The organism is Phenylobacterium sp., assembly GCF_035276905.1.
GTDB lineage: Bacteria > Pseudomonadota > Alphaproteobacteria > Caulobacterales > Caulobacteraceae > Phenylobacterium.
Genome location: NZ_DATELG010000171.1, coordinates 1 through 23,354, shown reverse-complemented (window position 1 = coordinate 23,354; position 23,354 = coordinate 1). Strand labels below are relative to the sequence as shown.

The window sequence follows — 23,354 nt, the reverse complement described above, 5'->3', positions numbered from 1 at the left end:
CGCCGAGCAGCGCGTCGACCACGCCACGATCGGCAGCGGAGATATTGAGCCCGACCGCGCCGGTGATGCCCTTGCCGACCTGCGCCGGCGTGTTGGGCATGCAGCGCACCACGCGCGCGGCGTCGAGCCCGGCGCTCAGTGTCTTGAGCGAAATGCCGGCCGCGATGGAGACCACCAGCGTGTGCTTGCCCACGGCGGACCGCACCTCCTGCAGTGCCTCGGCCATCGATTGCGGTTTCACCGCCAGCACCAGCACATGCGTCAGCACATTGTCGATGCGCTTGAGCAGGCGCACACCATGCTGCTCAGCGAACGCCCTCGCGGTCTCGCCGGCGAACGGATCGACCAGTACGAGGCTTGCCGGCGGCAATCCCCCCGCGATCCAGCCGCGGGCCAGCGCCAGCCCCATCTTGCCGGCCGCGCCCTTCAGCACCCAGGCGAGTTCGTCGTGGGTGTAGAACTCGAGCCGGAGCGGGATGCCGAAGCGGTCGCGCAAGGGCGTCGCCAGGAGGCCCGCCCGGGTGGTCGCCGCGACCAGGGTGAAGGGCGCAAGGTCGATGCGGATCGAGCGCGCCGAGGGCCCCTCGCCGATCACCAGGTCCAGCACATGGTCCTCCATCGCCGGATAGAGGATCTCCTCGACATTGGCGGCCAGGCGGTGGATCTCGTCGATGAACAGGACGTCGTTCGGCTCGAGGTTCGTCAGGATCGCCGCCAGATCGCCGGCCTTGGCCAGCACCGGTCCGGAGGTGGCGCGGAAGTTCACGCCCAGCTCGCGCGCGACGATCTGCGCCAGCGTCGTCTTGCCGAGCCCGGGCGGGCCGAACAGCAGCACATGGTCGAGCGCCTCGCCCCGCGCGCGGGCGCCCGCGATGAAGACCTTGAGGTTGGCCTTCAGCGGCTCCTGGCCGACGAACTCGGCCAGGACCTGCGGCCGGAGCGCCTTGTCGTGCCCCTCGAACGGCTGGGCTTCGCCGGAGACGATGCGGGTCATCTATGCCTTCCGCTCACCTGCCCAGCTCCTGCAACGCCGCCTTGATCAGCGCTGGCGGCTCGGCGTCTTCGCCCAGGCGCACCACCGCCTGCTCGACGACGCGGCGGGCCTGCGGCTCGGCGACGCCCAGGCCCAGCAGAGCGGCGACCGCCTCGCCGGCGACCGAGGCCTTGGCCGGCTCGGCGGCCAGCGTCGGCGACAGCGGCTGGAACGAGGCGGCGGTGAGGTCGGTCAGCGGCTTGCCCTTCAACTCGGTGACGATGCGCTGGGCGAGCTTGGGCCCCACGCCCTGGGCGCGGGCGACCGCGGCCTTGTCCTCGCGCGCGACGGCCGAGGCGAGCTCGCCCGGCGGCAGCACGTCGAGCACCGAAAGCGCCGCTTTCGGCCCGACGCCCTGGATGGTCCGCAGCGCCAGATAGGCGCGGCGGTCGTCGCGGGTCAGGAACCCGTAGAGGGTGATCCCGGTCTGCTCCGCCCACTGGGTCTCGACGTGCAGCAGGGCCTCCTCGCCGATCGCCGGCAGGCGGCCGAGCGTGCGCGCGCCGCAGCGGACGACATAGCCGACGCCGACCACGTCGATCAGCGCCTCCTCCTCGCCGACCTCGGCGACCACCCCGCGCAGCCGGCCGATCATGCGCAACGCTCCAGGCGAGAAGGAAAGGGAATCACGTTCGACATCTGTTCCTTGAGATAGCCCGCCGGCCGCTCAGCGATCAATCGCCGAGGACGCCGCCGCGCAGCCGGCAACCGAAGCCGCGTCCGGCTGTTCCTCGTCACGTGAGGTGAAGGATGAAACGGATCATGCTGGCGGCTGCGGCGGCCCTGGTCCTCGCCGGATGCGAAACCTACGACGGCTATGGCTACGGCGGCGGCGGGGTCGCCTACTACGACGACTTCTATGGCCCCTTCTACGACGGCTACTGGGGCCGCGATAATCTCTACTACTACCGCCACGGCCACCACGGGCCCTGGGTGCGCGACGAGGCAGGCCACTTCCGCCACGACCACCCCCAAGGATTCCACGGCGTGCACGGCCACGGCGGCTTCATGGGCTTCCATCACGGGCCGCCGCAAGGCGGGCGCCACGGGGGCGGCCACGGGGGTCCGGGTCCGCATCCGCAGTGAGTCCGGCTCAGGCGTAGGCGCGGGCGCTGCGGTGATGGGCATGGGCGATGGCGACGGCGAGCGCGTCGGCGGCGTCGGCCGTGGTCTCGCCCGCGGTCGGCAGGAGCCGGCGGATCATGAAGCCGACCTGGTCCTTCTCGGCGGCGCCGGTGCCCACCACCGCCTTCTTGACCACGGTCGCGGCGTACTCCGCGACCGGCAGGCCGGCGCGGGCCGGCGCGATCAGGCAGCAGGCGCGGGCGTGGCCGAGCTTCAGGGTCGAGGCGGCGTTGGTGTTGACGAAGGTCTCCTCGACCGCGGCCTCGTCCGGCGCATGGGCGGCGATCACCTCGGCCAGGCCTTCGAACAGGGCGAGCAGCCGCTCGGCGAACGGCAGGCTGTCCTTCGGCGCGACCACGCCGTGGGCGACGTGGGCGACGCGCGCCCCTGACACCGCCACCACGCCCCAGCCGGTGCGGCGCAGGCCGGGGTCCAGCCCCAGGATGCGGACAGGGCGAATCGCAGTGTTCGGCATACGTTCCGGAAGCATGCCCCATGGGGCGGCCAAATGCTTGACGAAAGGTGGACGGCGCCGGCCCCCACGGAATTATCCGCGCCGCATGCACCGGGCCTTAAGGCTGTTCACGGTAAAGCTGGCGGGTTCTCTCGCGCGCAACCGGCGCATCGGGACCCAAGAGGATGACCATGGCGAAGCCCGTCTCGCCGATCCGGCTGCTGCTCGTCTGCGACCACGAGGCCGATCGCGTCCTGCTGCGCCGCAGGTTCACGCGGATCGGCTACGAGGTCATGGAGACCGCGGAGGCCGCCAAGGCGATGTCGCTGATCGGCATGATCCCATTCGACCTGGCGCTGGTCGACTGCCAGGGGCCGGAGGTGGAGAGCTTCGAGCTGCTGCGGCTGATGCGCCAGGTCCGCAGCCGCACCGAGCTGCCGATCCTGGTCGTCACCGACCTGGCGGCGGACGAGGAAGCGGTCGAGGCGCTCGAGCTGGGCGCGAACGACTGCATCACGCGGCCGATCGACATCGAGCTCGCCTACGCCCGGGCCGAGATGCAGGTCCGCCGCCGGCGCCCGCAGGACGAGGGCCGGGCGCTCGAGATCAACATGCTGAAGCTGCAGGACTCGGTGGCCCGGGCCCAGCACGCGGCGGCCCAGCTCGCCCACCTGGGCCACGAGGTGCGTGCGCCGCTGCAGGGCGTGCTGCGGGCCTCCGGCGTGCTCACCCGGGTCTGCGTCACGCCGGAGCTGAAGCCGGTGATCGAGCTGGTGGAGGGCGCGGCCGGCGCCCTGGAGACCCTGCTGATCCTGGCGCTGGAGCACGAGGACCGCCGCAGCCGCGCCCCGCGCGAGGTGCTGCGGGTGCTGTCCGCCGACGACGACGCCGAGAACCGCCTGGCCATCCGCGCCGTGCTGGACGCCGCCGACACCCCCATCGACCTGGCCGAGGTCGCCACCGGCCTGCAGGCCGCGCTCGCCGCCGAATCCAGTGCGGTCGACCTGATCCTGGTCAATGTCGCCACCTCGGAGTCGATCGCCGGAATCCGCGCCATCCGCCGCACCGAGCGGCAGGCCAAGACCCGGCGCACGCCGATCCTCGCCATCGCCCCCGATGTCGAGGCCGGCGGCCGCGCGCTGGAGGCCGGCGCCGACCTCTTCATGTTGAAGCCGGTGACGGCCAAGGCGCTGCTGACCGCGCTGGCCGGCGCGATGTGCCGCGAGGCCGACGACTTGAGCGCGGTTGCCTAGTGTCACCTGGATGCCAGCGCCCCTGAGATCCCGCGCATAGGGGCATCTTTCGCGCCTGCGCCGTCGTTTCATGGAGGCGTCGTGGAGGGACGCCGATGCCCTGGGTCAGCCGTCCCGCAAAGCGTTCCCGCGGACGCCTCCGCACGGGCCTGCGGCGCTGGCGTTACGACCACAGCCAAGGCGTGATCGCCTTCTGGATCGGGGCGGTCGTGGTGGCGGTCGCCGTCGTGATCATCGCAATGATGCGGGCGATGCTTCGCTAGTGTGCTGGATCTGAAGTTCGCCTGCATTTGGATGGAGCGCTGGAGCGAACCTGCCGGCGCGCTGGACGCCAGGACCGTGCGATGCAAAGCCTTTCGCCATGGCCGACGCGATCTTCTCCAACCTGCCGACCACCGTCTTCGAGGAAATGTCGGGCCTGGCGCGCGAGCTGGGCGCGCTGAACCTCGGCCAGGGCTTTCCGGACGATCCGGGCCCGCGGGAGATCCGCGCCAAGGCCGCCGAGGCCGTGCTCGACGGCTACAACCAGTATCCGCCGATGCTGGGCCTGCCCGAATTGCGCCAGGCGGTCGCCGGCCACTACCGACGCACCCAGGACCTGGACCTCGACTGGGCGGGCGAGGTGGTCGTCACCTCCGGCGCCACCGAGGCGCTGGCGGCGGCGTTCCTCGGGCTGATCGAACCGGGCGACGAGGTCGTCGTCTTCCAGCCGGTCTATGACGCCTACCTGCCGCTGATCCGCCGCGCCGGCGGCCGGCCCAGGCTGGTAAGCCTTTCGCCGCCGCACTGGCGCTTCGACCGGACGATGCTGGAGGCGGCGTTCGGCCCGCGCACCCGCTTCGTGGTGCTGAACAACCCGCTCAACCCGGCGGGGCTGGTGGCGCCCGAGGAGGACCTCGCCCTGCTCGCCGAGCTCTGCGTCCGCCACGACGTCACCGCGATCTGCGACGAGGTCTGGGAGCAGGTGGTGTTCGGCGGGGCGCGGCACCGCCCGCTGATGGCCTTCCCGGGCATGCGCGAGCGCACGGTGAAGATCGGTTCGGCCGGCAAGATGTTCGGCCTGACCGGCTGGAAGGTGGGCTTCCTTTGCGCGGCCCCTGCGCTGAGCCGCACGCTAGCCCGCGTCCATCAGTTCCTGACCTTCACCACCGCGCCCAACCTGCAGGCGGCGGTGGCCTTCGGCCTGGAGACCGGCCGCGACTGGTTCGCCGAGATGCCGCAGTCGCTGGCCAGGTCCCGCGAGCGCCTGGCCGCGGGGCTGGCGCGCGAAGGCTTTGCGGTGCTGCCGGGCCAGGGGACCTATTTCCTCAACCTCGACCTGCCGGCCTCCGGCGTCGACGAGCCCGACCGCGCCTTCGCGCTGCGCGCCGTCAAGGAGGCCGGCGTCGCCTCGATCCCGGTCTCGGCGCTCTACGAGGACGATCCGGTGACGACCGTCCTGCGGCTGTGCTTCGCGAAGTCCGACGCGGTGCTGGACGAGGCGGTCGTGCGGCTGGCGAAGGCGCGCGAACTGAGCCGGAGGGATGCACTCTGATCCTCACCTCCGTTGGGATGGCGAGGACGCCGGCCGCTCTTTCTCGCCGCTCCCCGCTTGCCGGACGCCGCGGGGACCAATAACTGCTAGGGGAGCATTTCTAGCTGCGGCGGCCCGCCGGCGGGCGCCTGAGGAGATCCCATGACGAAGTGGACGACGGCCTGGCTGGACGAGGACGACGGCGACGACGACGAAAAGGGCCGTCAGCCCGACATGCCGATGACCGCGGGCCCAGTCCAGAACGCGCTCTTCAAGTCGCGGACCGTCCTGGTGTTCGGCGAGATCGACATGCGGCTGGCCGAGCGGGTCACCGCCCAGCTGACGGCGCTGGCCGCCGAGAGCAACGATCCGATCCGGGTGATCATCAACTCGCCCGGCGGCCACGTGGAGAGCGGCGACACCATCCACGACATGATCCGTTTCTGCGGTCCGACCGTGAAGGTGATCGGCACCGGCTGGGTGGCCAGCGCGGGCGCGCACATCTTCCTGGGCGCGACCAAGGAGAACCGGCTGTGCCTGCCCAACACCCGCTTCCTGCTGCACCAGCCTGCCGGCGGCGCGCGCGGCCAGGCCTCGGACATCGAGATCGAGGCGCACGAAATCCTCAAGATGCGTGACCGGGTGAACCGGATGATCTCCGAGGAAACCGGCCAGACGATCGAGAAGATCAACCAGGACACCCGCCGGAACTTCTGGATGAACGCCGAGGAGGCCGTCGCCTACGGCCTGGTCTCGCGGATCATCAAGAACACCGCCGACGTGTGATGGAGCGGCCGTGGCCGTGGTGGCGCGGAGCGGTCCTCTACCACGTCTACGTCCGCAGCTTCTTCGACAGTGACGGCGACGGCCATGGCGACCTTGCGGGCGTCATGGCCAAGCTGGACTACATCCAGGGCCTGGGGGTCGACGGGATCTGGCTCTCGCCGATCCACCCCTCCCCCAACCGCGACTGGGGCTATGACGTCGCCGACTTTACGGGCGTCCAGGCCGATTACGGGACGCTGGCGGATTTCGACGAGCTTCTGGCCGCCGCCCACGAGCGGGGCCTGAAGGTGGTGCTCGACGAGGTGCTGGCCCACACCTCCGACGAGCATCCCTGGTTCGTGGAAAGCCTGACCGGCGGCCCCGATGGGCCGAAGGCCGACTGGTACGTCTGGGCCGATCCGGCGCCCGACGGGACCGCGCCCAACAACTGGCTCTCGGTGTTCGGGGGACCTGCCTGGGCCTACCAGCCGACACGGCGCCAGCACTATCACCACAAGTTTCTGCGCCAGCAGCCGAAGCTCAACTGGCGCGCCCCGGCGGCGCGGGAAGCGGCCTTGTCGGTGCTCGACCACTGGCTGGCGAAGGGCGTCGACGGCTTCCGGCTCGACGTCGCCGGCGCCTATCTCCACGACGCGAGCCTGGCCGACAATCCGGTCGTGCCGCCCAAGGACCGCACCGCCGCGCACTGGGCCCATGCGGGGAACCTGCAGCGCCACCTGAACGACTCCAACCTGGAAGAGAACCGCGCCCTCATGGCGGTGATCCGCGAGCGCGTGGCGGCGCACGGCGAGCGTTTCGTCTTCGGCGAGTTCGCCGAGGAGGAGGAACGCTGCGGCGCCTACCTTTCGCCAGAGGAGGGGCTGCACTCGGCCTACACCTTCGTCCTCCTCTTGCAGGACCAGCTGACGCCGGCCTTCGTGCGCGCGCATTACGAGACCCTGGCCCGCTATCCGGCGCACTGGCCGACCATCTCGTTCTCGAACCACGACGTGCCGCGCACGGTCACCCGCTTCGGCGGACCCGATCCGCCGGCCGACCTCGCCAAGCTGCTGTTCGCCCTGCTGCTCAGCCTGAAAGGCACCACCCTGATCTACCAGGGCGAGGAGCTGGGCCTGCCGCAGGCGAAGCTTGCCCGCAGCCAGCTGCGCGATCCGGTCGGCGACCTCTACTGGCCCTATGACGGCGGCCGCGACGGCTGCCGCACGCCGATGCCGTGGGACGGGGAGCTCGCCAACCTGGGCTTCAGCGAGTACGAGCCCTGGTTGCCGGCGGCGACCGAACACCGCAGGCTCACCGTCGTCGACCAGGAGGCCGACCCGGACTCCAACCTCACCTTCGCCCGGCAGATGATCGCCCTGCGCAAGGCCTCGCCCGCCCTGACCTTCGGCGACCTGACCTTCCTCGACACCCCCGACCCGGTGCTGGCCTTCATCCGCCGCGACGGCGAGGAGGCCGTGGCCTGCATCTTCAACCTGGGCGGCGAGCCGCGCTTCATCGAGCTGCCGGCGGTGGCGGGCGGCGCGCTGCATCCCTTGCGCGCGGCGGACGCCGACCTGCGCGGCGGCTCCCTGGGCCTGGCGCCCTGGGCCGCGGCGTTCGTGGCCTTGAGGCCGTGACGCCGAACCGCTCGTCCCCACGGGGGCGGGAGCAGGTTTTTTTGATCGAAGTCCTGTAGCTTTCAGCTTACCCGGCTAGAACGCAAAACGCCTGGATCCCCGCTTTCGCGGGGACGAGCGGGGATCACGATGGCCGAAGGCGACGCCAAGACCAGCCGCAGCGAGACGCGATTCGGCCAGGGGTTCCTGACCGACGTCTGGTACTTCGCCGCGCTCTCCAGCGAGCTGAAGCCCGGCCGGCTGGCGCGTTACGAGATCCTCGGCGAGCCGGTGCTCCTGGGCCGGTCGCCGAAGGGGGAACTCTTCGCTCTGCGCGACATCTGCCCGCACCGAGCCGCCCCGCTCTCCGCCGGCCGCTTCACCGCCGAGCCGGACGGACGCTCCAGCGTCGAGTGCCCCTACCACGGCTGGCGGTTCGGCGCGGACGGCGGCTGCACCGCCATCCCCAGCCTCGTCGACGACCAGGCGATGGACGTCGGCCGCATCCGCGTCAGGCGCTATCCAGTCGCCGAGAGCCAGGGCCTGGTGTTCGTCTGGCTCGCCGGCGAGGCGCGGCGCGACGCCGAGCCGGACGGGCCGCCGCCGACCTTCCCTGGCGTCGTCGGCGGGCCGCCCAAGCTGGTCGACCGGATGAGCTTCGAGGCCCACATCGACCATGCGGTGGTGGGGCTGATGGACCCGGCGCACGGGCCCTATGTGCACCAGCAGTGGTGGTGGCGCTCGGCCCGCAGCCAGCACGAGAAGGCCAAGCGCTTCGAGCCGCGTGAGGCAGGCTTCGCCATGGTGCGCCACGAGCCGTCGAAGAACTCCCGCGCCTACGCCGTCCTGGGCGGCGAGCCGCTGACCGAGATCACTTTCCGCCTGCCCGGCCTGCGCTGGGAACACGTGACGGTCGGCGCCCGCCAGGTGCTGTCGCTGACCTGCCTGACGCCGGTCACCGAGACCCGCACGCGCATCACCCAGATCATCTGGTCCGACCACCCGGCCTTCGTCTTCCTGAAGCCGCTGATCGCCCGTGGCGCGCGCGCCTTCCTGCGCCAGGACGGCGAGATGGTGAACCTGCAGAACGAGGGGCTGAAGTACGACCCGTCGCTGCTGTGGGTCGACGACGCCGACCGCCAGGCCAAGTGGTACCAGCAGCTGAAGCGCGAGTGGACGGCCAGCCGCCGCGAGGGTCGCGCCTTCGTCAATCCGGTCGAGCCTGTTACCCTGCGCTGGCGCAGCTAGGTCGCGTCAGGGCCTTCACCGCGCTGCGTTGAGGCGAAGGTGGACCCAAGGCATTCATACCTGTCTCGGGTGCTCTGGGGCGTCGTGGTCACCGCGGCGCTGCTGAGTCTCGTGGCGCTCAGGGTGACCGGCTGCTCGTCGACGCCGCCGCATCCGGCGAGGCTGGGTCAGCCCGAGGTCGCCGCGATCCCGCCGCGCCGCCCGCTTTCCCGCGAGTGCGCCGCCAAGGGATGGGAGCACGCCGCCCGGGTCAACGCCAGCTCTCTAAAGGCCCTGCCCTGGGCGCCGTTCGGCCGCGACGAAGTGGGCTGGCGGATCTATGCCCCGCTGATCGCCCGCGAGATCGGCGTCGACTGCCCGCCGACGTCCACCGGCTTCGCCCGCGCGCTGGCCGAATGGCAGAAGCGCCAGGGCGTCCAGGCCGACGGCCTGATCAGCCAGGTCACCTTCCTGCGGCTGAAGGGCGAGGTGCAGGGCCGGCGCCCGTTCGTGCTGCTGGCTGCGCAAGGCGTCTGCGCCGAGCCCGCCCAGGAGGCGAGCCTGACGCTCGGCCGGCCCGACGAGGTGCTGGGCGACAAGCCGATCCTGCTGCGCCCCGGCGCCTTCGCCGCCTATCGCCGGATGGTGGCGGCCGCGCGCGCCGAGGAGCCGGCGCTGGCCGCCGACCCCGACCTACTGAAGATCTTCTCCGGCTACCGCAGCCCGGGCTACGACGCCGAGCGTTGCGCCGCCGAGAACAACTGCAACGGCCGCGAGCGCGCCACCTGCTCGCCGCACCGCACGGGCCTGGCGATGGACCTCTACCTCGGCCACGCGCCGGGCTTCACCGCCGATTCCAGCGCCGACGCGAACCGGCTGATGATGGCCGACAGCCCAACCTACCGCTGGCTGGTCGCCAACGCCGACCGCTTCGGCTTCGTCAACTATCCGTTCGAGCCCTGGCACTGGGAATGGACCGGCGAAAAGCCCAGGCTTCCCGCGGGCGGCGGGGCCGGCGTCGTCACCGCGGCGCGAAGCCCTTAGCGATCAAGCCGATCTGCCGGTCCATGGCGGCGATCATCTTCTCGGCGCTGGAGTTTTCCCAGGCGGCGAGGCGGTAGGTCCAGGCATAGACCGCCAACAGCAGGTCCACCACGCCGCGCAGGTCCGTCGCCGGATCGACGTCGCCCTCGGCCACGCCGCGGGCCAGGCAGTCGATCAGCAATTCCTGCAGCCGCAGGTTGCGGCCATACGGCGTGGCCCCCGGACCGAGGGTCCAGTCGTAGGCCGCCGCCAGGTGGGCGAGGAACAGCTGGACGTGGCGGTGCTCGAAGGCGAAGTGGATGGCGAACATCGACCGCAGACGGTCGGCGGTCGAGCCGCGCAGGTGCGGGATCACCCCGTTGAGCTCGGCGTAGAGCCCCTCGAGCCGGTCCTTCATCACCTCGCTGAGGATGTCCGCCTTGGAGGCGAAGGACGTGAAGACGCTGCCGACCGAGACGCCGGCGAGATTGGCGATCTGACGGACGGTGGCGGCCTCATAGCCCTGGCTGGCGAAAAGCTCGCGGGCGGCGGCGAGCACGCGCTGGCGCGTCGCCGCCTTCTGAGACTGACGAAGCCCCGCCCCGTTCAAGCTCTACCCCCGCCGGGCGCCGGCGAGGATGACGCGGACCTGGTCGCGGGCGCGGGCCTGCAGCGCCTCGGAGCTCCAGCCCTCGAAGATGGCGTAGCGATAGTTGGCGAGATAGGCGTCCCACAGCATCTGGGCGCGAAGCTTCACCTCGGCCTCCTGGCTGAGCTCGCCGCGCTCCACCCCGAGCGTCAGCTGTTCGAGGATGATCTGCTGAACCTCGGCCAGCGGCTCGAGCTTGCGGAACCCCTCGCCCTCCTGCGGCGACCAGGAGATGCTGAAGGCGGCCCGCGCCAGCGGCATCTGCGACTTGTAGAAGGCGTAGCCGGCGGCGAAGACCTTCAGGATGGCGTCCTCGACGCCGCGCGCGCGGGCGACGGCCTCGCGCATTTCGCCGTTCAGCTTGGCCGTATCCGACAGCATGATGTCGCGGAACAGGTCGGACTTGTCGGCGAAATTGGCGAACACCGCCCCCGTCGACATCCCGGCGGCCGCAGCGATGTCGCGGATCGTCGCGCCTTCATACCCATGTTCGCTGAACAGCTTGCGGGCCGCGGCCAGCACCTTGTTCCGGGTCTGCAGCTTGGCCAGCGCGCGGCGGGTCGGCCCCTTGACGCGCGCGTCGCTGGTCACCTCGGTCGGCGTAACGTGTTTCATCACTTCTGAACCTTCGTGAGCGCCATAGCCGCGCCCTTCCTGATCACTACGCATACGCTCGCTCCAGACCTGGGCGGCGCTAAGGCCGCTTTTGGCCGGCTCGCTCCCCTCGGTCCGCCCGGAAAACCGGAGCGCGGCCGAAGAGGCGCGGGATCCGCTCACTGAACATGCTCACGCCACGCGCCGCCGATTCCGTCGCCCGAAATTGTGGCCGTCAAACGACAGCATACGGAACGATCAGGTTCTGCGAGTTGAACTCGATGAACACGCTCAACGAGCGCTGAGCGGCGGCCGAATACGGCTATCGGTTGTGGCCGGCAACTGAAGAAAGACCTAAATTGGGTTCATGGACATCTTCAGCTACCTGATCCCCGCGGCCCTGATCGGCGTCTCCATCGTGCTCGCGCTCGGGATCTACGCCCTCTTCCGCGGCGGCGAGTTCGGCCGCTCCTATTCCAACAAGCTGATGCGGCTGCGGGTGGTGGCGCAAGCGATCGCCATCGCCGTCCTGATGGGCGCCGTCTGGTGGCGCACGACCCACTAGGCGAGTAATTTCAAGCCCATGGTCACGCTCAATCGCATCTACACCCGCACCGGCGACGCCGGCCGCACCCGGCTGGCCACGGGCGAGCCGGTCTCGAAGTCGGACGGCCGGGTCGAGGCCTACGGCGCAGTCGACGAAACCAACGCCTGCGTCGGCATGGCGCGGCTGCACACCGGCGCCGACGCCGAGCTGGATGCGATGCTTGGTCGCATCCAGAACGAGCTGTTCGACCTGGGCGCCGACCTGGCCGCCCCGCCCAAGCCCGACGAGGCCGAGGGCCAGGCGCTGCGCATCGTGGGGAGCCAGGTCGCGCGGCTCGAGCGCGAGATCGACGCGATGAACGACCAGCTGCCGGCGCTGAAGACCTTCATCCTGCCGGCCGGCGCGCCGGCCGCGGTCGCCCTGCACCTGGCGCGCACGGTCTGCCGCCGGGCCGAGCGCGAGGCCGTGCGGCTGGTCGAGAGCGGCGCCCCGGTCAGCCAGCCCGCGCTGCGCTACCTGAACCGCCTGTCCGACTTCCTGTTCGTCGCCGCCCGCTGGGCCAACGACCGCGGCCAGGCGGAGGTGTTCTGGGAGGCCGGCGCGACGCGCTGACGTCCCTTCCCATCAAGGGTGGGGGAAGGGAACTATTTCCGCCCCAGGGCCTTCAGCGCCTCCGCCCGGGCCTGCGGGTCGGCGATCACCCGGCCGGTGATGTCGGAAACGAGCACCGGCTGGGCGCAGACGCGCTGGGAGCCGTCCCACCACTTGTGCGCCTTCTCGCAGTTCTGCCGCGGCCAGATCCAGCCGACCTGCCAGATCATCATGCCGACGGTGAGCACCGCGAAGGCCGCGAGGAAAATGAGCTTGAGCCGCTCGAGCGTCCGGTTCATGGCCCCGTACTTAGTCGTCCGCGCGGTTTGGAGCTAGTCGCAGCGCCCTGGCGGAATCGCCGCCCGCCCTAACTTACCTGGCTTGCAATGCGCGCCGGAACCGTTATTGCCCGCCGAGACCGAATTTCCGCATAGCAACTTACGAGGCCTAGTCGACCATGAAGGTGTTGGTCCCGGTCAAGCGGGTGATTGACTACAACGTGAAGGCGCGGGTGAAGGCCGACCAGTCGGGCGTCGATCTCGCCAACGTCAAGATGTCGATGAATCCGTTCGACGAAATCTCCGTCGAGGAGGCCGTGCGCCTCAAGGAGAAGGGCGTCGTCGGCGAGATCGTCGCCGTCTCCGTCGGCCCGACGCAGGCGCAGGAGACCCTGCGCACGGCGCTGGCGATGGGCGCCGACCGCGCCATCCTGGTGAACGCCGAGAGCGCCGACCTCGAGCCGCTGGCCGTGGCCAAGGTGCTGAAGGCCGTGGTCGCCGAGGAGAACCCCGAGGTCGTGATCATCGGCAAGCAGGCGATCGACGGCGACAACAACGCCGTCGGACAGATGCTGTCGGCCCTGCTCGACTGGCCGCAGGCGACCTTCGCCTCGTCCATCGAGGTCGCCGGCGGCAAGGCCAAGGTGACGCGGGAGGTGGACGGCGGCCTGCAGACGCTGGAAGTCGACCTGCCGGCGGTGATCACCGTCGACCTGCGCCTGAACGAGCCGCGCTACGCCAGCCTGCCCAACATCATGAAGGCGAAGAAGAAGCCGCTCGACGTCAAGGAGCTGGCCGCGCTGGGCGCCGATGTCGCCCCGCGCCTGAAGGTGCTGAAGGTCACCGAGCCGCCGAAGCGCGCCGGCGGGGTGAAGGTGGAAAGCGCCGCCGACCTGGTCCAGAAGCTGAAGAACGAAGCGGGGGTGCTCTAATGGCCGTTCTCGTCATCGCCGATCACGACAACGCCTCGCTGAAGGACTCGACGAACAAGACCGTCACCGCCGCCCTGGCGGTTTCGGGCGACGTCGACGTGCTGGTCGCGGGCCAAGGGGCCAAGGCCGCGGCCGACGCCGCCGCCAAGATCAGCGGCGTGCGCAAGGTGCTGCTGGCCGAGAGCGCCGAGCTGGGCCAGGGCCTGGCCGAGGCCTTCGAGGCCCTGGTCACGCCGCTCATGGCATCCTACGACGCGCTGCTGACGCCGGCCACGGCCCAGGGCAAGAACCTGTCGCCGCGCATCGCCGCCAAGCTCGACGTGTCGCAGATCTCCGACATCATCGAGGTGGTCGACGCCTCGACCTTCGTGCGCCCGATCTACGCCGGCAATGCGCTGGAGACGGTGCAGTCCGCCGAGGCCAAGAAGGTCGTCACCGTCCGCCCGACCGCCTTCAAGGCCGCCGCCGACGGCGGCTCGGCCGCGGTCGAGACGATCGCCGCCCCGGCCGCCCCGGCCAAGACCCGGTTCGTCGGCCAGGAGCTGGTGAAGTCGGCCCGTCCGGAGCTGGCCGGCGCCAAGATCGTCGTTTCCGGCGGCCGCGCGCTGGGCTCGGCGGAAGAGTTCCAGCGGGTGATCGAGCCGCTCGCCGACAGGCTGGGCGCCGCGGTGGGCGCCAGCCGCGCCGCCGTCGACGCCGGCTATGCGCCGAACGACTACCAGGTCGGCCAGACCGGCAAGGTCGTGGCCCCGGAGCTCTATGTGGCGGTCGGCATCTCCGGCGCCATCCAGCACCTGGCCGGCATGAAGGATTCCAAGGTGATCGTGGCGATCAACAAGGATCCGGACGCGCCGATCTTCCAGGTCGCCGACTATGGCCTGGTCGCCGACTACAAGACCGCCGTCCCCGAGCTGATGTCTGCGCTCGGCTAAGACCGGCGAACACGCCAACCCTGGCCAAGACGCCTGCGCGGTCCCGCCGCGCAGGCGTTTTTCATTTGCGGCCGCCGCTGCCCGCGGCCCCACAGCCGAAAATTGCCACGTCAAGGTTACCACAAGCCTTGCGCGTACTGCGGCGCCCATCCACGTTGCGCCGCAGCAAAAGGCTTTCCCCACAAGCTCTAACGAGTGTTAGAAAGTCACGACAAGACAAGCGGGCGCAGGTCCGCGGAAACGGGGCCTGTAAGGCATGGCTAACATCAAGACCGTTGGAATCATCGGCGCCGGCCAGATGGGGGCTGGCATCGCCCACGTCTGTGCGCTCGCCGGCTATGACGTGCTGTTGCACGACGTCAGCAGCGACCGCATCGACGCCGGCCTGCAGAGCGTCGAGCACAACATGAGCCGCCAGGTCGGACGCGGGACCATCGCCCACGACGACATGGTGGCCGCCCTGCAGCGCATCAAACCGGCGCGGGAACTGCAGGCGGTGGGCAAGTCCGACCTGGCGATCGAGGCCGCCACCGAGGACGAGGGCGTCAAGAAGACCATCTTCAAGGCCCTCACGCCGCATCTCTCCGAGACTACGCTCCTGGCCTCGAATACTTCCTCGATCTCCATCACCCGCCTCGCCTCGGCGACCGACCGGCCGGAGAAGTTCATCGGCCTGCACTTCATGAACCCGGTGCCGGTGATGAAGCTGGTGGAGATCATCCGCGGCATCGCCACCGACGCGGGCACCTATGAGACCGCGGTCGAGTTCGCCAGGTCGCTCGGCAAGACCACCGCCAACGCGGAGGACTTCCCGGCCTTCATCGTCAACCGGATCCTGGTGCCGATGATCAACGAGGCGATCTACACGCTCTATGAAGGGGTCGGCACCGTCGAGGCGATCGACAACGCCATGCGGCTGGGCGCCAACCACCCGATGGGCCCGCTGGAGCTCGGCGACTTCATCGGCCTCGACACCGTGCTGGCGATCATGAACGTGCTCTACGAAGGCCTGGCGGATTCCAAGTACCGCCCATGCCCGCTGCTGGTGAAATACGTCGAGGCCGGCTGGCTCGGCCGCAAGGCCGGCCGTGGCTTCTACGACTATCGCGGCGAAGCCCCGGTCCCGACGCGGTGACCCGTTTCCCTCCCGTTTTAGGGAGGGAAGATTCTTTGACGCCCCCCTGTCGGGCCGGCGCATACTCGGGCGTCCTTCGAACGCAACCGAGAGACTTTCCATGCTCTATGCCGTGCTCTGCTACAACGACGAAGACGTGGTCTATACCTGGACGAAAGACCAGGACGCCGCCGTGATGGCGAAGATCGACGTGGTGCGCGAGAAGCTGATCAAGCAGGGCAAGCTCGGCCCCTCGCTTCGGCTCCTGCCCACCACCGCGGCCACCACCTTCCGCAAGAGCGGCGGCGAGCCGCTGGTGATCGACGGACCGTTCGCCGAGACCAAGGAGCAGTTGCTCGGCTTCTACATCATCGACGTCGCCGACCTCGACGAGGCTCTGGCGATCGTGGCCGAGATCAGCGCCGCCAATCCCGGCAGCAGCTACGAGATCCGCCCGGTCGGGCTCTACCACGGCGAGGAGCGCGAGGCCGCCCAGGCGGAGCGCGTGCGGGCATGACCGACCTGGCCTGGATCAACGCGGCGCTGGTCGCGGCGAGGCCCCAGGCCGTCGGCGCCCTGCTGCGCTACTTCCGCGACCTCGACACCGCTGAGGAGGCCTTCCAGGAGGCCTCGCTGCGGGCGCTCAGGAGCTGGCCGCGCAACGGCCCGCCCCGCGATCCCGCCGCCTGGCTGATCCTGGTCGGCCGCAACGCCGCCCTCGACGGGGTGCGCAAGCGCGCCCGCGACGCGGCCCTGCCGGACGAGGAGGTCCTTTCCGACCTGGACGACGTCGAGGCGCCGCTGGCCGAGCGGCTGGACGGCTCGCACTATCGCGACGACGTCCTTCGCCTGCTCTTCGTCTGCGGCCACCCGGAGCTGCCGGCCACCCAGCAGATCGCGCTGGCCCTGCGCATCGTCTCCGGGCTCTCCGTCAAGCAGATCGCCCGCGCCTTCCTGGTCAGCGAGGCGGCGATGGAGCAGCGGATCACCCGGGCCAAGGCGCGCATCGCCAAGGCGGAGGTTCCGTTCGAGGCGCCCGACGCCGTCCAGCGGTCCGAGCGGCTGGGGGTGGTCGCGGCCATGGTCTACCTGGTGTTCAACGAGGGCTATTCCGCCGGCGACGGCGAGGCCCGCGCCGAGCTCTGCGGCGAGGCGATCCGCCTGGCCCGCCTGCTGCTGCGGCTGTTCCCGACCGAGCCGGAGATCATGGGCCTGACCGCGCTGATGCTGCTGCAGCACGCCCGCGCGGGCGCCCGCTTCGACGCCGAGGGCCAGGTGGTGCTGCTTGAGGACCAGGACCGCCGCCTGTGGGACGGCAAGCTGATCGCCGAGGGGCTGGCGCTGATCGACAAGGCGATCCGCCACCGCGCGCCAGGCGCCTACCAGGTCCAGGCCGCGATCGCCGCCCTGCACGCCCGCGCCGGGCGCTTCGAGGACACCGACTGGCGCGGCATCGAGCGGCTCTATGCGACGCTGGAGCTCCTCGCGCCGTCGCCGGTGATCACCCTCAACCGCGCCGCCGCGCTCTCGAAGGCCGACGGGCCGGCCACGGCGCTGGCGATGATCGAGCCGCTCGCCGAGCGTCTGGACGGCTACTTCCACTTCCACGGCACGCGCGGGGCGCTGCTGCTGCAGCTCGGCCGGGCGGCCGAGGCGCGCACCTCTTTCGACCGCGCGATCGCTCTGGCCAACACCGCGGCGGAAGCCAACCACATCCGCCAGCACCTCGACCGGTTGGCGAGAGATTGTCCGCGGGCCGTGTCGGCGCCGCCGGCCGCCGCACGTCCTTGAGACGGTCACCACCGACCGAAGGGAGATCCGAAATGTCCAGCAGCGAAGCCCAGGCGGCGCCGACCGTCCCCGCCATGGCCGCGCCGAAGTGCGGCCTGGTCGCCTATCTGCAGGTCGACGGCGCCATCGCCGCGGCGCGGTTCTACGAGAAGGCGTTCGGCGCCGAGATCGCCGCCATGCATGCGCCGGACGAGCAGGGCCGGACCATGCACGTGCACCTCTACATCAACGGCGCCTCGCTGATGCTCGCCGACTTCTACCCCGACCACGGCCAGCCGAAGGTCCCGCACCAGGGCTTCAGCCTGGCGCTGATGGTCACCGACATCGAAAAGCGTTTCCAGCGCGCCGTCGACGCCGGCTGCACCGCCACCCTGCCGGTGCAGAAGATGTTCTGGGGCGACCTTTACGGCCAGCTGAAGGACCCCTACGGCGTCGACTGGGCGATGAACCAGGGGGCGTAACCTCGCGGTGTCATCCCGCAATCCGCGCGGCGGATGCCCAGGATGACAGTCCTGGGGACTGAGACGCGCATATTCGTTAATCCATTCGACACCAACCGACTCGTCGTCCGATACTTCCGCTCGATTCGGATGGCGGGATGATGCGACGGCTCACCCTTGCGCTGCTCTGCGGCGCCTATCTTTGCCTCTCGCTGATCGTCGCGCTCTCCCTGTGGCGCAACGGCGGCGGGTGGGGCGCGGGCGTGGCCGCCCTGGTCGGCGGCCTGGGCCTCTGCTTCGCCTTCCACGGGCTGATCGAGCGCGCCCTCGAGCATGGCGCGATGCGCTCGGACCTCGATTCCCTGCGCGAGGCCCACCGCCTGCTGCTCGACCAGGTCGAGCGGCTGGACGCCCGCGTGGGCGAGATGGCCGAGACCGTCGCCGACGACCTCACCCGCGGCGAGGCCCTGACCGGCGAGGTCGAGATGCTGGAGCGGCTGGTGCAGCGGCTGCAGGCGCGCCCGCCTGCCACGCCCGAGCCTGCGCCCGCCTTTTTCGGCCGCATGGGCCACAACTCCGCTCAGCGGCAGGCCGCGACCCTGGTGGACACCGTCCGCGACGCCCTGGCCGAGAACCGCGTCGACCTCTACCTGCAGCCGGTCGTCGCCCTGCCGCAGCGCAAGACGGTCTACTACGAGAGCTTCACCCGCCTGCGCGACGAGACCGGCCGGGTTCTGATGCCGACCGAGTACCTGAGCGTCGCCGAGCCCGGCGGCCTGGTGACGGCGATCGACAACCTGCTGCTGTTCCGGTGCGTGCAGATCGTCCGGCGCCTGGCCAAGCAGGACCGTCGGATCGGCATCTTCTGCAACATCTCGATGGCCAGCCTGGGCGACCAGGAGTTCTTCCCCCAGTTCCTGGAGCTGCTGGCGGCAAATCGCGACCTCGCCGGGGCCCTGGTGTTCGAGCTGGGCCAGGCCGCCTTCGAGGCGCGCGGCCCGGTCGAGAGCCGCAACATGGGCCGGCTGGCCAACCTCGGCTTCCGCTTCTCGATCGACAAGGTCACCAACCTCGACTTCGACCTGCAGGACTTCGCCCGCGCCGACGTCAGCTTCGTCAAGGTCGGCGCCCAGATGCTGCTCGACCAGCTGATCGAGCTGGAGGGGCGGATGGTGCTGCGCTCGATGCCGGACCTCGCGGCCGAGGACTTCGCCGCCCTCACCCGCCGCTATGGCATGCAACTGATCGCCGAGAAGGTCGAGAACGAGCGCCAGGTGGTCGACATCCTGGAGCTGGAGCTTCCCTTCGGCCAGGGCCACCTGTTCGGCGAGCCGCGGGCGATCCGCGACTCCGTCCTCGCCGAGACCGGCTCCCCGCCCGCGCCGAGCCTCGGCCGGGGAGATCGGAGGATGGGCGGGGTCTATTAGGTTGACCGGGCGTTCCCCGCTCGCTACCGCCCGCGGCCATGAGCGCGCCTTCCCTGGCCAAGGGCCTGTCCGAGATCGCCGACCGTTACGATGTCCTGCTCTGCGACGTCTGGGGCGTGGTGCACAACGGGCGCGAGAGCTTCCGTGGCGCCTGCGAGGCGATGGCGCGCTTCAAGGCGGAGCGCGGGCCCGTGGTGCTGATCACCAATGCGCCGCGCCCCCACGGGCCGATCCTGGACCAGCTGGACAGCCTCGGCGTGCCGCGCGAGGCCTGGTCGCGGGTGGTCACGTCCGGCGACGTGGCGCGTGAGCTCCTGACCCAGCGCGTCCCCGGCCCGGTGTACAAGATCGGCCCCGAGCGCGACTGGCCGCTCTATCACGACATCCCCCTGCAGGAGGCCGAGCTCGACCGCGCCGCCTTCATCAGCTGCACCGGCCCGTTCGACGACGAGACCGACCAGCCGGAGGACTACCGCGAAGGCTTCGCGGGGGCCGTGGCCGGCGGCCTGGAGTTCATCTGCGCCAACCCCGACATCGTCGTCCGGCGCGGCGACACCCTGATCTACTGCGCAGGCGCGCTCGCCCAGCTCTACCAGAGCCTCGGCGGCAAGGTGCTGATGGCCGGCAAGCCCTATCCGGCGATCTACGACCTGGCGCTGACGGAGGCCGCGCACCGGCTGGACAAGCCGCTCGACCGCTCGCGCGTGCTCTGCGTCGGCGACGGCCTGCCCACCGACATCCGCGGCGCCAACGCCCAGGACCTCGACGTCCTGTTCATCGCCAACGGCGTCCACGGCGCCGAGGCGGTGGGTCCGGCGGGGCTGAGGCCGGAGGTGGTCGCCGACCTGCTGCGCCAGGAAGGCCTGCACGCGCGCTGGGCGATGACCGATCTCGTCTGGTAGGGATTTCCGGTCGCGCCTATGTGAGGCTTGGGACGACGGAGGAACCGCCAGGGTGCAGGGGCTATATTTCGAGGATCTCACCGAGGGCCAGAGCGCCGAGATGACCCGCGTCGCCAGCGCCGCGGTGGTGGAGGCGTTCGCGGAGGTGTCCGGCGACGTCAATCCGGTCCATCTCGACGAGGCCTACGCCCGGACCACCAGCTTCGGCGGGCGGATCGCCCACGGCGCGCTGGCGGCGGCCTACATCTCCGCCGTGATCGGCGTCAAGATGCCGGGCCCCGGCGCCGTCTTCCTGACCCAAAGCCTGCGCTTCCGCCGCCCGATCCGCCTGGGCGACCCGGTGACCGCGCGGGTGACCATCAAGACGCTCATCCCGCAGCGCGCCCACGCCGTCCTCGCCACCGCCTGCGAGGTGAACGGCAAGACCGTGGTCGACGGCGAGGCGCTGGTGATGATCCCGAGGCGGCCGAAGTGAAGCGTCTGCGCGTCGTCCGCGGCTGGAAGGACCTGCCCGCCTCCGACCAGGGCGCGGCGATCGCGGTCGGCAGCTTCGACGGCGTGCACCTCGGCCACCAGAAGGTGATCGCCCTGGCCGCGGAGGCCGCCCGCGCGCTCGGCGCGCCGCTCGCCGTCATCACCTTCGACCCGCACCCGCGGGCCTATTTCCGCCCCCACGAGCCGGCCTTCGAGCTGCAGAAGCGCGATCAGCAGGCGCGGGCGCTGGAGGCGCTGGGCGTCGAGGTGCTCTACGTCCTGCCGCTCGACCCCGAACTCGCGGAGATGAGCGACCGCGAGTTCGCCGAGCGGGTGCTGGCCAGGGGCCTGGGCGCGCGGCACATCGCCGTCGGCTTCGACAACACCTTCGGCAAGAACCGCAGCGGAACGCCTGAGGCGATGCAGGCCTATGGCCGGGAATTCGGCTTCGGCGTCTCGGTCGCCCCCGCCGTGACCGGCGAGGAGGGGGCCAAGTTCTCCTCGACCCGGGTCCGCGAGGCCCTGCGCGAGGGCCGCCCGCAGGAGGCCGCCGAGATCCTCGGCCGGCCCTTCGCCATCGAGGGCGAGGTGCAGCGCGGGCGCCAGCTCGGCCGCAAGCTGGGCTTTCCGACCGCCAACGTCTCGATCGCGGGCTACGTCGTGCCGCGCTTCGGCGTCTACGCCACCCGCACCCGGCTGCAGGACGGCCGCCGCATCGCCGGCGTCGCCAACATCGGCGTCAACCCGACGATCGAGGGCGTGACCCAGCCGGTGCTGGAGGTCTGGCTGTTCGATTTCGACGAGGACCTCTACGACCAGTTCATCGAGACCGACCTGATCGCCTTCCTGCGCCCGGAGGAGAAGTTCCCGGACCTGGAGATCATGACCCGGCAGGTGATGGCCGACGCCGAGGCGGCGCGGAAGCTGCTGAACGCCTGAGGCCCGCCAGGATTGAGCGCTGGGCCGCGCTTGCCACCAGGCGCGCCTGAGCGCTTTCTGGCGTCTGCGGAGGACCTCAGATGCAGACCCAGATCAGCGAGATCGCGGCAGGCGTCTATCGGCTGTCGACCTGGGTGGCCCAGGTGGCGCCGCCCGCGGGCTTCACCTTCAACCAGTTCCTGATCGACGGCGAGGAGCCGATGCTCTTCCACTGCGGCCAGCGGCGGCTGTTCCCGTTGCTGGCCGAGGCCGTGGGCCGCGTGATGCCGGTCGAACGCCTGCGGTGGATCGGCTTCGGCCACGTCGAGGCCGACGAGTGCGGGGCGATGAACCAGTGGCTGGCCGCCGCGCCCCAGGCGCAGGTGGTCCACGGGGCGCTGGGCTGCGAGGTCTCGATCAACGACTACGCCGACCGGCCGCCCCGGCCGCTGGCGGAGGGCGAGGTGCTCGACATCGGCGGGCGGCGGATGCGCTGGATCACCACCCCGCACGTGCCGCACGGCTGGGAGGCCGGCGTCTTCTTCGAGGAGACGACGAAGACCCTGTTCTGCGGCGACCTGCTGACCCACGTCGGCGACGGCCCGCCGCTGACCGACGACGACGTGCTCGGGCCCGCGCTGGAGGCCGAGCGGATGTTCCGGGCGATGACGCTGGCGCCGGGCACGGCGGCGATCCTGCGCGGCCTCGCCGAGCTGAAGCCCGCGACGCTGGCGATCATGCACGGCTCGTCGCTGCGCGGCGACGGCGCCGCGGCGCTGGAGGGCCTGGCGAGCTTCTGCGAGCGCGAGGCGCGAGAATTGGCCTGACGCTCCTCTCCTGCGCAGTTATGCAGGGGAGGAGCAGGAACAAGAAACGCCGCGAAGGTCTCCCCTCGCGGCGTTCGCGAACTCTGCCGTTTCGAACCGCTTACTTGCGGGTGAAGGCGCCGAACTTGGCGTTGAAGCGCGACACGCGGCCGCCGCGGTCGATCAGCTGGTGGCCGCCGCCCGTCCACGCCGGATGGGTCTTCGGGTCGATGTCCAGGTTGAGCGTCGCGCCTTCCTGGCCGTAGGTCGAACGGGTCTTGTAGGTGGTGCCGTCCGTCATCACTACGGTGATGAAGTGATAGTCCGGGTGGGTGTCTTGTTTCATCGCGCGGGCGCCTGACGTAAAGGAGCGGCCAAAGTGAACGGCCGCCCGCGGGGACGGCCACGAAAAGGAAGCCGGGCCTATACCCGAAAGCCCGGCCGAAACGCAAGGTGTGACGCGTATGAGCGAAGATTCGGCCCTCGCCGCCGACGTGGCGGACGCGGCGGGGGGGCGGCCGAGCGCAGGCCAGGCGCTGGCCCAGACGCTGGACGAGGCGGCCGGGCGGCGGGCGAAGAGCCGCAACGTCGGCGCGCTGCGCAGGCTGAGCCCCTTCGTCGCCGCCCACTGGGGCGACGCCACGCTCTCGGCCCTCTTCCTGCTGGTCTCGACCAGCGCGACCCTGGGCCTCTCGGGCGCGGTGCGGGTGCTGATCGACCGCACCCACGTCAAGGCCGCGGGCCTGAACTCCGCCTTCCTTTTGCTGGGCGCCGTCGCCCTGGCGCTGGCGCTCGCCACCGCCGGCCGCTACTTCTTCATCACCAAGCTCGGCGAGCGGGTGGTCGCCGACCTGCGCAAGGTGGTCTACGGACGGATCCTGACGCTCGACCCGGCCTTCTTCCTGCACACCCGCACCGGCGAGGTGCTGTCCCGGCTCACCACCGACATC

The 23,354-nt window shown here is 70.5% G+C and carries 29 protein-coding genes; 22 read left to right on the top strand and 7 right to left on the bottom strand.

Going from position 1 to position 23,354, the window contains the following annotated elements; all coding sequences use genetic code 11:
• Together ruvB and ruvA are read right to left on the bottom strand one after the other, a co-directional pair.
• Positions 1 to 994 (bottom strand): Holliday junction branch migration DNA helicase RuvB (ruvB, locus tag VJS38_RS07910; protein WP_324087604.1); only part of this gene is annotated, 994 nt, incomplete at its 3' end.
• Positions 995 to 1,007: 13 nt separating this feature from the next.
• Complete coding sequence (ruvA, locus tag VJS38_RS07905; protein ID WP_324087603.1) at positions 1,008 to 1,628, bottom strand: Holliday junction branch migration protein RuvA; 621 nt, start codon at positions 1,626 to 1,628, stop codon at positions 1,008 to 1,010.
• A gap of 155 nt (positions 1,629 to 1,783) precedes the next feature.
• Between ruvA and VJS38_RS07900 the strand changes: the two genes are divergently transcribed.
• On the top strand, positions 1,784 to 2,119 hold the full coding sequence (locus VJS38_RS07900) for a hypothetical protein (RefSeq protein ID WP_324087602.1): 336 nt from the start codon (positions 1,784 to 1,786) through the stop codon (positions 2,117 to 2,119).
• Between the two features lie 7 nt (positions 2,120 to 2,126).
• On the opposite strand, the gene ruvC is transcribed toward VJS38_RS07900, so the two are convergent.
• The gene (gene ruvC / locus VJS38_RS07895; protein ID WP_324087601.1) at positions 2,127 to 2,633 is read right to left on the bottom strand and encodes a crossover junction endodeoxyribonuclease RuvC; all 507 of its coding nucleotides are present in this window, start codon (positions 2,631 to 2,633) and stop codon (positions 2,127 to 2,129) included.
• A 170-nt stretch (positions 2,634 to 2,803) separates the two neighbouring features.
• On the opposite strand from ruvC, the gene VJS38_RS07890 reads away from it, so the two are divergent.
• The 7 genes from VJS38_RS07890 (at position 2,804) to VJS38_RS07860 (ending at position 10,030) form a co-directional block, all read left to right on the top strand.
• On the top strand, positions 2,804 to 3,865 hold the full coding sequence (locus tag VJS38_RS07890) for a response regulator (protein WP_324087600.1): 1,062 nt from the start codon (positions 2,804 to 2,806) through the stop codon (positions 3,863 to 3,865).
• A gap of 95 nt (positions 3,866 to 3,960) precedes the next feature.
• Entirely contained in the window at positions 3,961 to 4,128 is a 168-nt protein-coding gene (locus tag VJS38_RS07885) for a hypothetical protein (RefSeq protein ID WP_324087599.1), read from the top strand.
• 98 nt (positions 4,129 to 4,226) lie between these two features.
• Positions 4,227 to 5,399 carry an aminotransferase gene (locus tag VJS38_RS07880; protein ID WP_324087598.1) on the top strand — a complete coding sequence of 391 codons (1,173 nt, stop codon included), beginning with the start codon at positions 4,227 to 4,229 and terminating at the stop codon, positions 5,397 to 5,399.
• A 141-nt stretch (positions 5,400 to 5,540) separates the two neighbouring features.
• Positions 5,541 to 6,164 carry an ATP-dependent Clp protease proteolytic subunit gene (locus VJS38_RS07875; RefSeq protein WP_324087597.1) on the top strand — a complete coding sequence of 208 codons (624 nt, stop codon included), beginning with the start codon at positions 5,541 to 5,543 and terminating at the stop codon, positions 6,162 to 6,164.
• Positions 6,164 to 7,780: an alpha-amylase family glycosyl hydrolase gene (locus tag VJS38_RS07870; RefSeq protein ID WP_324087606.1), complete on the top strand. Its 1,617-nt coding sequence runs from the start codon at positions 6,164 to 6,166 to the stop codon at positions 7,778 to 7,780. Before VJS38_RS07875 ends, VJS38_RS07870 begins: the two co-directional genes overlap by 1 nt.
• Positions 7,781 to 7,909: 129 nt before the next feature.
• Positions 7,910 to 9,007 (top strand): aromatic ring-hydroxylating dioxygenase subunit alpha, encoded by a 1,098-nt coding sequence (locus VJS38_RS07865; RefSeq protein ID WP_324087596.1) that lies wholly within the window; start codon positions 7,910 to 7,912, stop codon positions 9,005 to 9,007.
• A gap of 39 nt (positions 9,008 to 9,046) precedes the next feature.
• Positions 9,047 to 10,030 (top strand): D-alanyl-D-alanine carboxypeptidase family protein, encoded by a 984-nt coding sequence (locus VJS38_RS07860; protein WP_324087595.1) that lies wholly within the window; start codon positions 9,047 to 9,049, stop codon positions 10,028 to 10,030.
• On the opposite strand, the gene VJS38_RS07855 is transcribed toward VJS38_RS07860, so the two are convergent.
• Positions 10,008 to 10,568, bottom strand: a complete 561-nt coding sequence (locus tag VJS38_RS07855) for a TetR/AcrR family transcriptional regulator (protein ID WP_324087594.1) — start codon at positions 10,566 to 10,568, stop codon at positions 10,008 to 10,010. The two genes, VJS38_RS07860 and VJS38_RS07855, sit on opposite strands and share 23 nt — an antisense overlap.
• Positions 10,569 to 10,622: 54 nt before the next feature.
• The gene (locus VJS38_RS07850) at positions 10,623 to 11,273 is read right to left on the bottom strand and encodes a TetR/AcrR family transcriptional regulator (protein WP_414692421.1); all 651 of its coding nucleotides are present in this window, start codon (positions 11,271 to 11,273) and stop codon (positions 10,623 to 10,625) included.
• A 346-nt stretch (positions 11,274 to 11,619) separates the two neighbouring features.
• On the opposite strand from VJS38_RS07850, the gene VJS38_RS07845 reads away from it, so the two are divergent.
• Both VJS38_RS07845 and VJS38_RS07840 read left to right on the top strand, forming a co-directional pair.
• Positions 11,620 to 11,817: a twin transmembrane helix small protein gene (locus VJS38_RS07845; RefSeq protein WP_324087592.1), complete on the top strand. Its 198-nt coding sequence runs from the start codon at positions 11,620 to 11,622 to the stop codon at positions 11,815 to 11,817.
• An 18-nt stretch (positions 11,818 to 11,835) separates the two neighbouring features.
• Complete coding sequence (locus tag VJS38_RS07840) at positions 11,836 to 12,411, top strand: cob(I)yrinic acid a,c-diamide adenosyltransferase (RefSeq protein ID WP_324087591.1); 576 nt, start codon at positions 11,836 to 11,838, stop codon at positions 12,409 to 12,411.
• Between the two features lie 32 nt (positions 12,412 to 12,443).
• Here VJS38_RS07840 and VJS38_RS07835 read toward each other — a convergent pair whose 3' ends face one another.
• Positions 12,444 to 12,689: a hypothetical protein gene (locus tag VJS38_RS07835; protein WP_324087590.1), complete on the bottom strand. Its 246-nt coding sequence runs from the start codon at positions 12,687 to 12,689 to the stop codon at positions 12,444 to 12,446.
• A gap of 158 nt (positions 12,690 to 12,847) precedes the next feature.
• On the opposite strand from VJS38_RS07835, the gene VJS38_RS07830 reads away from it, so the two are divergent.
• From VJS38_RS07830 to VJS38_RS07780, 11 genes are all read left to right on the top strand, one after another.
• Positions 12,848 to 13,600, top strand: a complete 753-nt coding sequence (locus VJS38_RS07830; protein WP_324087589.1) for an electron transfer flavoprotein subunit beta/FixA family protein — start codon at positions 12,848 to 12,850, stop codon at positions 13,598 to 13,600.
• Complete coding sequence (locus VJS38_RS07825; RefSeq protein ID WP_324087588.1) at positions 13,600 to 14,532, top strand: electron transfer flavoprotein subunit alpha/FixB family protein; 933 nt, start codon at positions 13,600 to 13,602, stop codon at positions 14,530 to 14,532. Before VJS38_RS07830 ends, VJS38_RS07825 begins: the two co-directional genes overlap by 1 nt.
• 256 nt (positions 14,533 to 14,788) lie before the next feature.
• A complete protein-coding gene (locus tag VJS38_RS07820) occupies positions 14,789 to 15,667 on the top strand; it encodes a 3-hydroxybutyryl-CoA dehydrogenase (RefSeq protein WP_324087587.1) in 879 nt (292 codons plus the stop codon).
• 100 nt (positions 15,668 to 15,767) lie between these two features.
• Positions 15,768 to 16,163 carry a YciI family protein gene (locus VJS38_RS07815; protein ID WP_324087586.1) on the top strand — a complete coding sequence of 132 codons (396 nt, stop codon included), beginning with the start codon at positions 15,768 to 15,770 and terminating at the stop codon, positions 16,161 to 16,163.
• Positions 16,160 to 17,437: an RNA polymerase sigma factor gene (locus VJS38_RS07810; protein WP_324087585.1), complete on the top strand. Its 1,278-nt coding sequence runs from the start codon at positions 16,160 to 16,162 to the stop codon at positions 17,435 to 17,437. Before VJS38_RS07815 ends, VJS38_RS07810 begins: the two co-directional genes overlap by 4 nt.
• 32 nt (positions 17,438 to 17,469) lie before the next feature.
• Positions 17,470 to 17,898 carry a glyoxalase/bleomycin resistance/extradiol dioxygenase family protein gene (locus VJS38_RS07805; RefSeq protein ID WP_324087584.1) on the top strand — a complete coding sequence of 143 codons (429 nt, stop codon included), beginning with the start codon at positions 17,470 to 17,472 and terminating at the stop codon, positions 17,896 to 17,898.
• 140 nt (positions 17,899 to 18,038) lie between these two features.
• A complete protein-coding gene (locus tag VJS38_RS07800) occupies positions 18,039 to 19,304 on the top strand; it encodes an EAL domain-containing protein (protein ID WP_324087605.1) in 1,266 nt (421 codons plus the stop codon).
• A gap of 38 nt (positions 19,305 to 19,342) precedes the next feature.
• Positions 19,343 to 20,206, top strand: a complete 864-nt coding sequence (locus VJS38_RS07795; RefSeq protein WP_324087583.1) for a TIGR01459 family HAD-type hydrolase — start codon at positions 19,343 to 19,345, stop codon at positions 20,204 to 20,206.
• A gap of 52 nt (positions 20,207 to 20,258) precedes the next feature.
• Positions 20,259 to 20,681: a MaoC family dehydratase gene (locus VJS38_RS07790; protein ID WP_324087582.1), complete on the top strand. Its 423-nt coding sequence runs from the start codon at positions 20,259 to 20,261 to the stop codon at positions 20,679 to 20,681.
• Complete coding sequence (locus tag VJS38_RS07785) at positions 20,678 to 21,619, top strand: bifunctional riboflavin kinase/FAD synthetase (protein ID WP_324087581.1); 942 nt, start codon at positions 20,678 to 20,680, stop codon at positions 21,617 to 21,619. The genes VJS38_RS07790 and VJS38_RS07785 overlap by 4 nt, the downstream gene beginning before the upstream one ends.
• Positions 21,620 to 21,699: 80 nt before the next feature.
• Positions 21,700 to 22,425 carry an MBL fold metallo-hydrolase gene (locus tag VJS38_RS07780; RefSeq protein WP_324087580.1) on the top strand — a complete coding sequence of 242 codons (726 nt, stop codon included), beginning with the start codon at positions 21,700 to 21,702 and terminating at the stop codon, positions 22,423 to 22,425.
• A gap of 100 nt (positions 22,426 to 22,525) precedes the next feature.
• Here the strand turns inward: VJS38_RS07780 and rpmE are convergent, their stop codons facing one another.
• Positions 22,526 to 22,750: a 50S ribosomal protein L31 gene (gene rpmE, locus VJS38_RS07775; RefSeq protein ID WP_324087579.1), complete on the bottom strand. Its 225-nt coding sequence runs from the start codon at positions 22,748 to 22,750 to the stop codon at positions 22,526 to 22,528.
• Between the two features lie 118 nt (positions 22,751 to 22,868).
• Between rpmE and VJS38_RS07770 the strand changes: the two genes are divergently transcribed.
• On the top strand, positions 22,869 to 23,354 hold a 486-nt coding region (locus tag VJS38_RS07770), incomplete at its 3' end, for an ABC transporter transmembrane domain-containing protein (RefSeq protein ID WP_324087578.1).